At 41.0% G+C, this 14,576-nt stretch carries 11 protein-coding genes; 6 read left to right on the top strand and 5 right to left on the bottom strand.

Features of this window, described 5'->3' with window-relative positions:
- Positions 1–237: a FeoA family protein gene (locus tag HMPREF0766_RS15555; RefSeq protein WP_002999223.1), complete on the bottom strand. Its 237-nt coding sequence runs from the start codon at positions 235–237 to the stop codon at positions 1–3.
- Positions 238–346: 109 nt separating this feature from the next.
- Between HMPREF0766_RS15555 and HMPREF0766_RS15550 the strand changes: the two genes are divergently transcribed.
- Complete coding sequence (locus HMPREF0766_RS15550) at positions 347–817, top strand: MarR family winged helix-turn-helix transcriptional regulator (protein ID WP_002999220.1); 471 nt, start codon at positions 347–349, stop codon at positions 815–817.
- A gap of 87 nt (positions 818–904) precedes the next feature.
- Here the strand turns inward: HMPREF0766_RS15550 and HMPREF0766_RS15545 are convergent, their stop codons facing one another.
- Positions 905–1,690 carry a ZIP family metal transporter gene (locus HMPREF0766_RS15545; RefSeq protein ID WP_002999215.1) on the bottom strand — a complete coding sequence of 262 codons (786 nt, stop codon included), beginning with the start codon at positions 1,688–1,690 and terminating at the stop codon, positions 905–907.
- Positions 1,687–2,277 (bottom strand): phosphatase PAP2 family protein, encoded by a 591-nt coding sequence (locus tag HMPREF0766_RS15540; protein WP_002999211.1) that lies wholly within the window; start codon positions 2,275–2,277, stop codon positions 1,687–1,689. Before HMPREF0766_RS15540 ends, HMPREF0766_RS15545 begins: the two co-directional genes overlap by 4 nt.
- A 197-nt stretch (positions 2,278–2,474) precedes the next feature.
- Between HMPREF0766_RS15540 and glmM the strand changes: the two genes are divergently transcribed.
- The gene (glmM, locus tag HMPREF0766_RS15535) at positions 2,475–3,857 is read left to right on the top strand and encodes a phosphoglucosamine mutase (protein ID WP_002999208.1); all 1,383 of its coding nucleotides are present in this window, start codon (positions 2,475–2,477) and stop codon (positions 3,855–3,857) included.
- A 44-nt stretch (positions 3,858–3,901) separates the two neighbouring features.
- Here glmM and HMPREF0766_RS15530 read toward each other — a convergent pair whose 3' ends face one another.
- Complete coding sequence (locus HMPREF0766_RS15530; protein WP_002999206.1) at positions 3,902–5,323, bottom strand: RtcB family protein; 1,422 nt, start codon at positions 5,321–5,323, stop codon at positions 3,902–3,904.
- Positions 5,324–5,680: 357 nt separating this feature from the next.
- On the opposite strand from HMPREF0766_RS15530, the gene HMPREF0766_RS15525 reads away from it, so the two are divergent.
- Positions 5,681–6,709 carry a helix-turn-helix transcriptional regulator gene (locus tag HMPREF0766_RS15525; protein ID WP_002999204.1) on the top strand — a complete coding sequence of 343 codons (1,029 nt, stop codon included), beginning with the start codon at positions 5,681–5,683 and terminating at the stop codon, positions 6,707–6,709.
- Positions 6,710–6,810: 101 nt separating this feature from the next.
- On the opposite strand, the gene rlmF is transcribed toward HMPREF0766_RS15525, so the two are convergent.
- On the bottom strand, positions 6,811–7,725 hold the full coding sequence (gene rlmF, locus HMPREF0766_RS15520; RefSeq protein WP_002999202.1) for a 23S rRNA (adenine(1618)-N(6))-methyltransferase RlmF: 915 nt from the start codon (positions 7,723–7,725) through the stop codon (positions 6,811–6,813).
- Positions 7,726–8,006: 281 nt separating this feature from the next.
- Here rlmF and HMPREF0766_RS15515 point away from each other — a divergent pair, with 281 nt between their 5' ends.
- The 3 genes from HMPREF0766_RS15515 to HMPREF0766_RS15505 all read left to right on the top strand — a co-directional run bounded on the left by HMPREF0766_RS15515 (position 8,007) and on the right by HMPREF0766_RS15505 (position 14,564).
- The gene (locus HMPREF0766_RS15515) at positions 8,007–8,888 is read left to right on the top strand and encodes a glycerophosphodiester phosphodiesterase family protein (protein ID WP_002999200.1); all 882 of its coding nucleotides are present in this window, start codon (positions 8,007–8,009) and stop codon (positions 8,886–8,888) included.
- A 105-nt stretch (positions 8,889–8,993) separates the two neighbouring features.
- Positions 8,994–13,004 carry a hybrid sensor histidine kinase/response regulator transcription factor gene (locus tag HMPREF0766_RS15510; RefSeq protein ID WP_002999198.1) on the top strand — a complete coding sequence of 1,337 codons (4,011 nt, stop codon included), beginning with the start codon at positions 8,994–8,996 and terminating at the stop codon, positions 13,002–13,004.
- Positions 13,005–13,163: 159 nt separating this feature from the next.
- Positions 13,164–14,564 (top strand): sulfatase-like hydrolase/transferase, encoded by a 1,401-nt coding sequence (locus HMPREF0766_RS15505; protein WP_002999196.1) that lies wholly within the window; start codon positions 13,164–13,166, stop codon positions 14,562–14,564.
- Positions 14,565–14,576 lie beyond the last annotated feature (12 nt).

Raw genomic sequence — 14,576 nt, 5'->3', positions numbered from 1 at the left:
CTATTTCTCGACAATTATATGTTTAGCTTCGGATTTGCGTAATGCAATAAGGGCGTTATTCTGAAGAATGTTGACACAAATTGGACCATTGAACGGAGCAATATGTTTTATTTCAATATCAATACCCGGAAGAAAGCCTATTTCAAAAAATTTGGCAGGGATATCTGTAGAAGTATAACTAAGTATTTTTGCTCTTTCGCCTTTTTTTAATTTATCCAAGCTATTATTGTGCTGCATTTTGTATATTTAAAGTTAATGAACAATTAAACCCCAAATATAGTAATTGTTTTGAGGAAATGGGGGGAGATCATGTCATTTGAGTGTATTAAATTTATTTAGACTAATTATGAAGATTGAGGAAGAATTAAAAGTCAGACAGTTCAAAAGCGAGTGGCATAAAGTGACGGTTAATCTTGTTTTTACTGCGAATAAATTGACCGAGATTCTGGAAAAGCGGGCAGAAAAACAGCAAATTACTTTGCAACAATTCAATGCGCTGCGTATTCTTCGTGGGCAATATCCGAATCCCGCGACCAATAATTTGCTGAAAAGCCGATTGTTAACCAATACACCGGATATTTCGAGACTGATGGATCGTCTGGTTGCGAAAGATCTGATCTCAAGATGCAAAAGTTCAGGAGATAAGAGGTCTGTAGATCTTCTGATTACAGATAAAGGTTTGCAGGTTCTGGAAGAACTGGAAGAGGTCATGCTGCTTAATGACATTCTACCTAAGAATTTTAAGGAAAAGGATTGTGAAAAACTCAGTGACCTGCTGGATAAGCTAAGAGGCTCGCTCTGCTCCGGAGAAGAATAGAAGAAATAACAGCTTATAAAAAAAGTGTCATTTGTCTGAAAACGAATGACACTTTTTTAGATACCTGCTATTCAGGATATCTTTTTACTAATGCTGATGATCATGCTGTTCGGTATGATCATGGCCTTTATGGTCTGCGTGATCATGACTGTCAAATAAGAAGTTGAACAGAGATACCGCTACCCCCAAAGCTACAGCAATCATTTTTTTCTTGTTAAAATGATGATGATCCGCCGAACCGGATTCAAACAGTATAGTCGTAGAAATGTGTAAGAATATACCGATAACAACGGCCATGATCTTATCAAAGTACAATTGAATATTTCCTACTTCACCTGCACTGATACCCTTGCTTAATAAAAAGCCCAACGGTGTCATTGCTGCAAAAATAATGATGAACACACTAATCTTTGTTTTGGTCAGTTTGGTGTTTAGCAATAGACTTCCCAAGGCAAATGCTGCAGGAATGTGGTGTATAGCGATACCAAATACCAGCTCGCTCTGATGTGCGGATGCCAGCGGCATTCCTTCCAGAAAAGCATGCAGACACAGACTTATCATAATCCCGATCGGGAATGCCTGATGTCCGTGATTGTGAATATGCCCGTGTTCTATACCCTGAGAAAACTGCTCCAGTACAAGCTGAAACAAAAATCCGCCCAGTACATACAGCCCGATAATTTCGGGATCGGTATTGGAAGCCTGATACACATGAGGTATCAGATGAAGTACAGTGATCGCAAACAGATAAGCCCCGCTAAAGGAAAGTATCAGTTTGAGGTTGCTGGTATTGTCTCTTTTGACAAAAAAGACAGCGATTCCGCTGGATAAAGCAGAAATAAATAAAATTGCTATGATAAGGGTTGCGCTCATTCAGTAATTGGAGAAATCGAATTAAAAAAGTCCGGCCTCAGTTTTTTGAACAGATTTCCGGTCAGTAATCCGATGCAAATTCCCAGAAGTGCCCCGCAGAGGACATCAAATGGATAATGTACACCGACATATATTTGAGATACACTGATCAGTGTAGCCCAGGTAATCGCCAGCCAAAGTGTATGTTTCCATTTTCTGCGGAAAAGTACAATCCAGAAAAAGGCCATTGCAAAATGATTGGTGGCATGTGAAGAAGTAAAGCTAAAGCCGGAGCCACACCTGACCCGGATATTGACTTCTTCTTTGAATTCAATGTCATTACACGGACGTACACGTTTCACCGTTTTCTTGATCAGATGGGAAGATACGGCGTCCGAAATACCAAAGTTTGCAAGTGTAAAAACCACGATCAGAATTCCCATTTTTCCGTATGTCTTGATAAAGAAGATCACCAGGAATAAGTATAAGGGCGCCCAGGTATATGGATTTCTGAGAATAGGAAGTAACCAGTCAAAAAAGGGATTACTAAGTCCCTGATTAATGGCTAAAAAGATAGCCTGGTCAATTTCAATAAGTTGTTGAATCATGTTTTCTATTTAATGATGAACAGTGTCTGTATGAGGTAAACCAATATCAAAAGTAAGAATAATTTATACCTACAGAAATAATTCCATCAAATGAAACTTTGTTGCAACAAATATACGGTTAGTTCAGCAAAAAAGAAATAGTTAATTATAAAATATACAGCTATTCTCTTAAATTTACCCGGTAAACATAATTTGAGATGACATTAATAAAATCAATATCAGGTATTAGAGGCACGATCGGCGGTCGTGCAGGAGAAGGTCTGACTCCGATTGACATAGTTAAATTTACAGCTGCATTTGGCAAAATCATTGTCAAAAAAAGCGGAAATAATAAAATTGTTGTAGGACGCGATGCCCGTATTTCGGGAGAGATGGTCAGTAATCTTGTGATCGGCACCTTACAAAGTATTGGTATTGATGTGATAGATCTTGGATTGTCGACTACACCTACTGTAGAAATAGCGGTTCCCAAAGAAAATGCGGGGGGAGGAATTATCCTGACTGCTTCCCACAATCCGGGGCAATGGAATGCCTTGAAGTTATTAAATGATAAAGGGGAATTTATCAATGATGCAGAAGGTAAAGAAGTTCTGAGCCTGGGTGAAAGCCTTGATTTTGACTTTGCTGAAGTAGGGCAACTGGGTAAGGTCGAAAAGAATGATTCTTATCTGCAAAAACATATCGCTGATGTATTGGCCTTAGATCTGGTTGATGCAGAAGCTGTGCGTAATGCGAATTTTAAAGTAGCTGTGGATGCGGTGAACAGTACAGGAGGATTATTTATTCCGGCACTACTGGAAGCTTTGGGTGTACAGACAGTATATAAAATCCATTGCGAGCCAAACGGACAATTCCCACATAATCCGGAACCTCTTAAAGAACATCTTACTGATCTTTCGAAAGCTGTAACCGAAAATGCTGCTGATCTGGGTATCGCTGTGGATCCGGATGTAGATCGTCTGGTATTTATGATGGAAGACGGAGAGCTGTTTGGAGAAGAGTATACTCTGGTCGCTGTTGCAGATTATATTTTACAGCATACAAAGGGTAATACAGTATCTAATCTTTCTTCTACCCGTGCCTTGCGTGATGTAACTGTCAAACATGGTGGAGAATATTTTGCAGCTGCTGTAGGTGAAGTGAACGTGGTGACCAAAATGAAGGAAGTGAATGCAGTGATCGGTGGTGAAGGTAATGGAGGAGTCATTTATCCGGCGTCTCACTACGGTCGTGATGCACTGGTCGGAGTAGCTATCTTCCTTACGCACCTGGCCAGATTAGGTAAGAAAGTGTCTGCGTATCGTGCAGAACTGCCTCAGTATTATATGTCCAAAAATAAAATTACATTGACACCAGAATTAGATATTGATAATCTGCTGGCTAAAATGGAAGAAAAGTATAAACACGAAGATCATTCGACTATTGATGGATTAAAGATAGATTTTGCCAATGAATGGGTACATCTCCGTAAATCTAATACCGAACCTATTATTCGGATTTACTCAGAGGGTCCGACAGCAGATGCTGCAGAAGCCATTGCGCAGAAGATTATCAGAGAGATTGAAGAAATTATTAAATAATGGAAAACGGGCACTGAAAAGCGCCCGTTTTTTATTGCAGCAGATTAGTCTTCACGGCTCCCGTCATCAGCCATTCTTACAATTTTTGGTGAGAAAGTAGCCAGTACATCGATCAGATCTGTCTGTGCTTCCATCACAGTATGGATATTTTTATAAGCCATAGGCGCTTCATCCATTCCGGCACCAAGCAAAGTCACTCCGTGATCCTCCAGCATTTGTTTCCATGCTTTTTTGGATAAAGTCTTGATGGCCTGTGTACGTGACATCTGACGTCCTGCTCCGTGGGAAGCAGAATTAATAGCGTCTTGTTCACCTTTGCCTCTTACCAGAAATCCTGGTGCAGCCATGGATCCCGGGATAATCCCCAGTACCCCTTTACCTGCAGGAGTTGCTCCTTTTCGGTGTACAATGACCTCTTCTTCATGCCATTTCTCTTTCCAGGCAAAATTATGGTGATTTTCTACCTTTGCCAATACTGTTGCCCCCAGTGCTTCAGCCATTTTTGTGTGTATGATCTCATGGCAGGCAGAAGCATAATCACCCGCAAGATGCATCGCCAGCCAGTATTCCTGTCCGGCCTCACTGTTCAGATCCAGATAAGCAAGGTTGCTGGCCGAATACGGTAATTTACATAGCTCTTTAGCGATCTTTGTGTAATGACCGGCAATCGTTGCACCAAGACCACGGGATCCGGAGTGTGTCAGTAATGCGACATAAGTACCGGCCTGAATTCCTGATGTCTTATCAGCCTCTTTGAATTCAATAATTCCGAATTCCACAAAATGGTTACCTCCTCCTGAAGTTCCCAATTGAGACCAGGCTTTATCCTTTAGCGTACTGATCAGAGGATGCTCATCAAACAAAATATTGTCCAGGACAGCATGCTCACTTCGCTGATATTTTAAGAATCCTTGTCCGGCACCAAAACGTGAATTGTCAAGTACCGCTTTCTGAAAGATTTCTTTGTTTTCCGTTAGCTTATCCGCTGGTATATCGTAAACAGATAAAGCCATTCTGCAACCTATATCTACACCTACACCATAAGGGATGACTGCATTTTTTACGGCAAGTACGCCACCTATGGGAAGACCGTATCCCTGATGCGCATCGGGCATCAGCGCACCGGCTACTGTTACCGGCAGCTTCATTGCGATATTCATTTGATGTTTGGCTCCGTCTTCGATTTGTTCTGAACCATAAATTTTATAGTCCTTCGGATCTTCATTCAAAGGAATCGTTTCATCGGCAGGTTGGTTGTTTTCATCTATAATCACCTGAGCCAGCGGAGAAAAAATAGGGTCACTCAGAAAAGATTCCGGATCTCCCAGAATTTCTTTATAACGGTTTAGCATTTCCTCCCTACTTAATCCTAATCTTTTCTTGTTGATCTTGAGCGCGGTACCTAATGAATAGTTTTCTTTATATCCCAGGGCAAGTAAATCATTGCCATTAATTCGTTGTGTCATATCTGTAAAATGCAAATTATTAAAAATTTTGTTGTTTCTAACCGGCGCTTTATGCCTTTAAGCTACACCTCTCGCAGGTGACAGGATTCCAACCTGTATCTCAGGATCTCCTCAAGTCATCGACCTGACAATACAAAGATGCAAGAGGTATGACGCAGTGCTTTTGCGTAGATAGGTGTTATTTTGTTTTAAAGTATTAAGTGTATGTTTGTTAGTATTTTAATTTTAAAATTCAGATTTCATAATCTATTTATTTGCTTTATTGCGCAGTTTGATTGCGTAGATGTAGTGCGAATTGATTACTTTTAAAAATCAAAATAAACGATAACAGTCTCATTCATTAAAAAACCAGGTAATATGGCAACCAACAAGCTCGCGCTGATACGCTATAAAACGATTGATGATTGCCTCCGAAACAGGCACCGAAAATGGACATTGGATGATCTCATCGAAAAAGTAGCCGATGCCCTGTACGAGTATGAAGGAATTACAAACGGGATTTCCAGACGGACGGTACAGGCGGATATTCAACTCATGCGAAGTGATAAGCTGGGATATAATGCCCCGATTGTCGTTACAGACCGCAAGTTTTACAGTTATTCGGATCGGGAATACAGCATCAGCAATTCTCCTGTGACAACTGCCGATATGGACAAAATGAAAGAAATAGTCGATGTACTGAAGCACCTTAATGGCTTTTCTTATTTTGATGAAATGAGCGATTTAATTGCCCGGTTGGAAAATAGTCTTCATAAAACAGGCAAAACAGAAAGAAGTACCATACAGCTGGAAGGGAATAAATTGCTGCGGGGTCTGGACTGGATTCCTGTTATCCATCGGGCTATACGGCAGAAGATTCCGTTGTTGATCGGTTATCAATCCTTTAAGTCTCAACATCCTACAGAAAGTGTCTATTATCCGTATTTACTAAAGGAATATCGTAACCGCTGGTTTATGATATGTAAACCCCGGAAAGGAACAATGTTACTGACACTGGCACTTGATCGTATGAAAGAGATACAGGAAATGGCAAAGGATGGTTTTGTGGAATATGACGGTGTGGATTTTGAAAGATACTATTCTGATGTCATTGGTGTCACCAAGACGGAGAAAGACAGAGGACAGCGGGTCATCCTGGAAGTGGATGCTTACAATGCAGATTATGTGCTGACCAAACCCATACACAGTTCACAGCAGTTGCTGGATCGTAAAGAAGACGGAAGCATATTGATTCGTCTGGATGTGGTACTCAATTTTGAGCTGGAACGCGAAATCCTGGGTTTCGGCGAATGTATTAAAGTACTTTCTCCCCGTAATCTGCAGACCCGGATTGCGAGGAGAATCAACAAAATGAATGAACTTTATAGCTCAGCCGATAAGAGGTAGTTTTTTTGTAAACGATTTCATTTGAAGAGGCAGGGAAGTCTGACAATATTAAAAAAAGCCGCTGTTTTTATAACAGCAGCTTCAGTTTTTTTATTAAACCTTTAAGACCATCTCCAGGCCAGGATACGACTTATCTTATTTCCTTGTTCCATTTTGATGATTTCAATATCTTTTGCTTTCTTAAATTCAAGAACTGCAACCAAAGGCTTCAGATTATCTTTGTTCGCGACCAATGTTGTACACCAGCCCAGTTGTGCCTGGTAATCCATACTTTCATAGATCATTTTACGGATAAAAGCTTTTTCACCGCCTTCATACCACAGTTCGTTGGCATTACCTCCGAAATTCTGAACCGGAAGAGCTTCTTTATTCTTATTGACATTCTGGAATTTCTTTGTTGTGCTTTTCCAGTTCTCTTCCCGTGAACCATAAAAGGGAGGGTTGCAGAGCACCAGATCATATTTTTCACCCGGTAATATCACACCTGTAAATACATGTGCCTTATCTTTCTGTTCTCTCAAAACGATTGATTTTTTCAATGCTTCGTTTTTGGAACTGTTCATATAAGCATGATGCAGAGACTGTGCATCAATATCTGTACCTACAAAGGACCATTTATATTCCTGATGTCCGATGATCGGATAGATCAGGCTGCTTCCGGTACCGATGTCCAGCACTTTTACCTGAGGGCCACGCGGAATATTTCCATTGTGGTCTTTCGCCAGTAAATCAGCGACATAATGTATATAATCCGCTCTGCCCGGAATTGGCGGACAAAGACTGTTTTTGCCAATTTCCCAGTGCTGCAGATCGTAATGTAAGAGCAATAATGTCTTGTTAAGTTCAAATACGGCCTTTGGATCTGCAAAATCGATAGTCACCTGTCCTGCCGGATTGGTGATTAAGAATCCGCTGAGTGCCGGATTTTTTTTCGTTAAACGCTGAAAATCGTAACCCGAAATATGTTTATTACGCGAATGAAGGGTCTTTTTTATTTCTTTTGGGGACGGTTTCATATGATGATTTTTAAAAAAACAAAGGTAAGATTTAAATCCTTACCGGCATGTATAAAATTATAAAGCTGTTATTCATCGTCAGCAGCTGCAGATTCTTGATCTCACGGAAACAAAAAGATTACATTTTGTTAAACTGGAATTCTTATTTTCACTGTCAGAATAATACCTGTGAAATATTCATATCGGCAAGGCTGTACAAATACAAGTGAAATAATAGTTTCATACGTTCTTTACCCCCGGTTCGGATATTCCTGTAATCCTTAAAAATAAACTACATACATATGAACACCTATTGCAAGCTGTTTCTGACACTATTTCTGTTTACCTGTTATACTATTTCAAATGCTTTTGCACAGAAACTTCATACACAGAATTATAAAACGGTAGCGGATATGTACAAGGCTTTTCAGTATGCACCTGGAAAAAAAATAATAAGCGGACATCGGGGGACAATAGAGCAGGGACTTCCTGAAAATTCTATTCCGGCTTTTGAGGCAGTGTTGAGACATACGCCTGCTATCTTTGAGATTGATCCCCGGCTTACAAAAGACAGTATTGCTGTGCTGTTGCATGATGCTGAGCTGGAGCGGGTCACTAACGGCAAGGGAAAGGTATCAGATTACACCTGGAAGGATCTGAAAAAGCTGAAACTTAAAGATCATGCCGGTAACCTGACTCCTTACCGTATCAATACACTGGATGAAGTCATAGAATGGGCCAAAGGAAAGACAATCCTAAATCTGGATAAAAAAGATCTTCCTATTGAAATGACGGCCGGTATTATCAAAAAACATAATGCCTATAATTGGGTCTGGGTCACAGTACATCATGTAGATCAGGCTAAATTTTATCGGGATAAAAATCCTGATCAGTATATGTCCATGCATATCAAGGATCAATCGGCACTGGACAAGTTTAAATCGTCAGGATTGCCTTATAACCGGATGATAGTGTATATAGGTCCTGAAATAAAAGAAGCAAATCAGCAGATGTACGCCTTTTTTCATGCCAAAGGAGTCATGTGTATGATTTCTACAGCGCCGACTTATGATAAGTTGAGCAGTAAGGAGGCCAGAGCAGAACGATACCGCGCTGTCTTTGAAGACGGAGCTTCTATACTGGAATCTGATCTGCCTATAGAAGTTGTGCAGGCTTTGAGATAAGGAAATGTTTAATTCATTGCTTAAAATACCAAACCTGTAGCTCTTTTTTTAAGCTCCCCGTTAGCTTTTTGGTCTATTATTTAGAAATTCAATTATATTTGAATTATGACCTATAAGCCGAAATTAGTATACTTTCTTTTTTTGTTGCTGTTATTTCTACCTGATGTATTGTTTGCTCAGTACCGTTTTGACCATTTATCTGTAGCAGACGGATTATCCAACAGTACCGTACTTTCTATCGGGCAGGACCGGAGGGGTTTTATGTGGTTTGGGACACGGGATGGACTCAATCGTTATGACGGTCGTACTGTCTCGCATTACTCTAATACTGCCGACGATCCCACCACACTTATTGACAATGATTATATCTACAGTATTAAAGAAGATGATACCGGTAATATCTGGTTTGGTTCACAGAAAGGACTAAGCTACTATTCACTGGCCCAAGACCGTTTTGAACAGATCAATTATCAGGTAGCAGGCAAAAGCAGACCGCATTCATTTGCTATACTTTGCATTTACATCACAAAAGATAAAAGAATATTTTTCGGCACGAATGAAGGCTTAAGTTATCTGGAGAACAACAAATCCCGGAAATTTATTCATATAGGTGATAAGGAAGGGCTTGTCGGTCAGCAGGTGAATACAATCTGTGAAGATGCTTCAGGGAATATTTGGGTAGGGACAGATAAAGGACTAAATAAAATTCAAATCGGACAAAACCATAAAATTGCAATAGAGCAGGCTCAGCTACTGCAACCTTCCGGACCTTACTTTGTCAGAGCATTGGCATGCGTTGATGATCAACTCTACACAGGAATAGATAATAAGGGAATTATAAGGTATGACCTCAGGAAAAGTACGCTGCATAAGTATACAAAGGAGAATGGAAAATTAAGCAATAATATTATCCGCAAAATTATCTATTCCAAAAGATCCGGTAAATTGTATATCGGCACAATGAGCGGATTGACGATAGAGGACCTGAAAAGCGGTCGTATAGATCAGATACACAAAGATCTTTCCAATAGCAGCAACCTTTCAGATAATTCCATTAAAGATATTTTCGAAGATAAAGACGGTTCTATCTGGCTGGGAACCAATTTCGGAGGTGTATCTGTATTCCATCCAACCAAATCCTATTTTAAGATATACAGGGCTAATCCGTACGTCAATAGTTTAAGCGGAGATCTGATCAGCCAGTTGAAGGTAGACCGCCTTGACAACCTCTGGATAGGGACAGAAGGAAACGGTCTGGATTATCTGGACCGGAAAACCCAGCGGTTTACCAGTATATCCGGGACTTACAGGCAGATTCGTTCTTCCACAGTCAAATCCATATGGGTAGATACAGACCGTATATGGATTGGTTTATTTGACGGCGGAATAGATGTGCTGGGGCAGAATGGAAATAATATACTGTCCTTATCTCCCGGTTTGCATAGTCTTAATCAGGGATATATAAGCAGTATACAACGGCATCCGGACGGGAAGTATTGGATCGGCACCGCCTCCAACGGAATCAATATTTATGACAGCATACATCAGCGCTTTTCTTATATCAACGATACCTCCAAAGTTCGTTTGTCCAACAATTATATAAAGGATATACTGATTGATCAAACTGCGAATGTTTGGGTTGGGACAGTTAAAGGATTAAATGTCCTGTGGAAGAATACGACCCAGTTTGAGCTGTATGAGATAGGAGAGGAAGGGTTGACATCATCTTATATCCATTGTATCCGGGAAAGTCCATCCAAAGAAATATGGATAGGCACCTACAAGGGAGGCGTCTATAGATTTGATAAATCCACACATAAATTTGATCGCTGGAGTACACAGGAAGGGCTGCCAAGTCCTAATATCATGTCGCTTGAATTTGATGAACAGGGAATGGTATGGGTAGCAACGGATAAAGGGTTGGCCAGACTTAATCCCAAAACCGGAAATATCCAGCTTTTTGATACACATGACGGATTGCCCTCTTCCGAATTCAGTCTTAACGCTTCCACCCGTGCGCATGACGGTCGTTTGTATTTCGGGACCTATAAAGGACTTGTGGAAATCAATCCACAGCAATTCAGCGGACAAACTAAGAATCCCGAAATCCGGCTTTCAGCACTCAAGCTGTTCAATACCATTGTACACCCTCATGATGCTACCCATTTGCTGGATCAGGATATAAGTCTGATGCCCGGGCTCACCCTTAATTACGACCAGAATTACTTCACTATAGATTTTATTTCCATTGACTATATCAATCAGTTTAAAATAAAATATAGGTACAAACTGGATGGTTTTGATCAGGAATGGAACAATGTAGACCAACCTGTGGCCAGTTATACTAATCTTTCCCCGGGTAATTATACCCTGCTGCTCAATGCGACAAATGCAGATGGTAAATGGGGGGATAAACCGTACGAACTGACCATCAAAGTTCGGCCCCCGCTATGGCAGACCTGGTGGGCTTATGTGCTCTATGCGCTGATCTTGCTTTCCGGAGGATATCTTTTTGACCGCTTCAGACGCCGGCAGATCCAATTAAGCAATGAACTGCTCTATCAGCAAAAGTATGCAAAGGATCTGGATGGTCTCTATCAGGCAAAACTAGACTTCTTTACTAAAATTTCACATGAAATCCGTACACCACTGACACTGATTGTCGCTCCGCTGGATAAATTGATGGAACAACTCCGGGAAAAAGAAACGGGATCATATTACCTCAGTATCATCAAAAAGAATGTAGATCGCCTCTTGCTGATGGTCAATGAATTGCTGGACTTCCGGAAAATAGAAGAAGGTAAAGTGGAGTTAAAATTACAACAAGTCATGTTGTTGCCCTTTATACAGGAACAGGTTGAACTGTTTCAGGAGGCTTTTCATACGGGTGAGATCCGGTTCACTCTGAAATGTACCGTTACAGAGCCTGTTTATCTCGATCCGTATCAATTCAGTAAGGTAATGTCCAATCTGCTTGTAAATGCGATCAAATTTACACCTGCAGGCGGATCAATCAGTATAGTGGCAGAGAGACAGCAAAGTCAGGTGGCTGTCGTCATAGCAGATACAGGTATGGGGATCGCTGAGGAAGATCTGGGTAAAGTATTTGCCAATTTTTATCAGAGTGACCAGGTGCGTGAAAAAGGCTGGGGAATAGGGTTGTCGCTTTGTAAAGCCATCGTTGAACAGCATGGAGGAACAATCCGTGTCCAATCTACGGCTCAAAAGGGAACCGCATTTACCATTTTACTGCCAGCCTCCTTACCGGACTTAGGTGCTGTAAATCCGGAAAATACAATATTCCGGCATGACAACACGGAGGTCAGTGCTCCGTTTGCCGGGCAGACCCTCATACATCCTAAGTTGAAAAGAAGCCTTCTGATTGTGGAAGATAACAGAGATGTCGCTGACTTTTTGCTCAAATCACTGGAGCTTGAATATGATGTATATACGGCAGCCAATGGCGAAGAAGGTGTGCAGATGGCATTAGAGATCCTTCCCCAATTGATCATTTCTGATGTATCTATGCCAAAGATGGACGGTGTGGAGCTCACGCGTATACTGAAGTCTGATCCCGCAACCAGTCATATTCCTGTAATTCTCTTAACTGCAATGGACAAAGAGGTACAGATCACAGCGGGATATCTGGCCAAAGCCAATGCATATATTATCAAACCATTTAGTATACAGGTATTATTACTGCAGATAAGCAACCAGCTGGATCATGTAGACAGGTTGAGAGAAAAATATACGGAATCACTCTTAAATCCTTCTTCAGAAGAAACGTATACGGATTTGGATGCTGTTTTTCTGAAAGAATTGAAATCACATATAGAAAACAGGCTGGAGGATGCAGATCTGCGTGTCACGGATCTCATAGCACATATGGGAGTTTCACAAACTGCCTTTTATAAAAAAGTCAAGGCACTTACCGGACTGACGATAGGTGATTTTATAAAAATACTACGTCTCAATCGTGCAGCGGCATTATTACAGGAAACAGATTTGCCGGTGTCGCAGATTGCCTATAAAGTTGGTTTCAACGATCCTAAATATTTCAGTAAAGAGTTCAAAAAATATTTCGGAAAGAACCCTACGGATTATTCAAAAAAATAGCTTCTAAAGCATAACAGAAGCATATTGTAAAATTTTCACCCTAAAAAAGTAAAATATTACCCCGTTCAGCTCTCCGGATCTTTGAATATTTGACTATCGGAATGCAGATACACGCTATACCGATACGACCAAATTGTAGATAAACTTAATATGTGATCAATGGGAACCTTGAACCAAATTGTTTTTCTGTTCACCTTATTCATGCTGACAACAGGATCTGTTAGCGCGCAGCAGCGTCCTAATATTATTCTTATTCTGTCAGACGACGGAGGATACGAAGACTTTGGCTGCTATGGCAGTCAGGATATTCCTACTCCACATATAGATGCCCTTGCTAAGGGCGGAGTTCGTTTTACTAACAGCTATGTAACGGCTTCTGTATGTGCACCCTCACGTGCAGGCCTCTTAATGGGACAATATCAACAACGAAGTGGATTTGAACACAACGTTTCTGATTTACCTGCAGATGGCTATCAGATGCAGGATATCGGTTTGTCTGATACCGTTCGTACCATTGCAGATCAGATGCAATCAAACGGATACGAAACAATGGCTATCGGGAAATGGCATCAGGGAAATGAGACAAAGCACCATCCTCTCCACAAGGGGTTTAATCATTTTTTTGGATTTATAGGTGGCCACCGAAGCTTTTTTCCTATCCGAACCGCTATTAAGCAGGAAGAAAAGATCCTGAATGATTATACTGAAGTAGATGAAAAAGATGTCTATTACCTTACAGATATGTTTACGGACAAAGCCATATCCTACATGCGCCAAAAACGTGATAAACCATACTTCATATACCTTTCCTATAATGCAGTGCATACCCCTGTGGAGGCAACTCCTCAAAAGTTAGCACAGTTTGCACACCTCAAAGATGCTCAGCGCCGGAGTTATGCCGGACTTATGTCCGCTATGGATGACGGTATAGGACGTATCGTAGAAGAGCTAAAGAAAACCGGGCAACTGGAAAATACTTTACTTATTTTTCTCAATGATAATGGTGCTGCCACCAATAACGGCGCAGATAATGGTCCTCTGAGAGGACTTAAGGGATCCAAATGGGAAGGCGGAATCCGTGTTCCTATGATTATGCACTGGCCGAAACAGTTACCGGCAGGAAAAGATTACAAGGGCTTAGTCAGTTCGCTTGATCTGGTTCCTACCTGCGTTGCTGCGGCACAAGGAACAGTAAGATCAGACATGCAGCTGGACGGGGTAAATATTTTACCGTTTCTGACCGGCAAAAATAAGCAGGAACCTCATGATTTTCTCTGCTGGAGAAGAGGAGTTGCAGCCGCTATCCGCAAAAAACAGTGGAAACTTATTCAGGTCCGGGGAGAATCACCCTTATTATTTGATCTCAACTGGGATAAAGGGGAGACTAGAAATCTGGCAGAAACCCATCCCCAAAAGGTAAAAGAACTGACTGCACTCCTGCAGCATTGGGAACAGGGACTGGACAATCCGCACTGGACAAGTTCCTATGGAGATTATAATCAGATTATGAAACATAAAATGGACGTCATCGGAAGAAAGATGGAACGCCAGTATCCTTAATAATATTCACTT

This window comes from Sphingobacterium spiritivorum ATCC 33861, assembly GCF_000143765.1.
Lineage (GTDB): Bacteria > Bacteroidota > Bacteroidia > Sphingobacteriales > Sphingobacteriaceae > Sphingobacterium > Sphingobacterium spiritivorum.
Note: the sequence above shows the minus strand (reverse complement) of the source record. Positions and strands in the feature narration are given on the sequence as shown.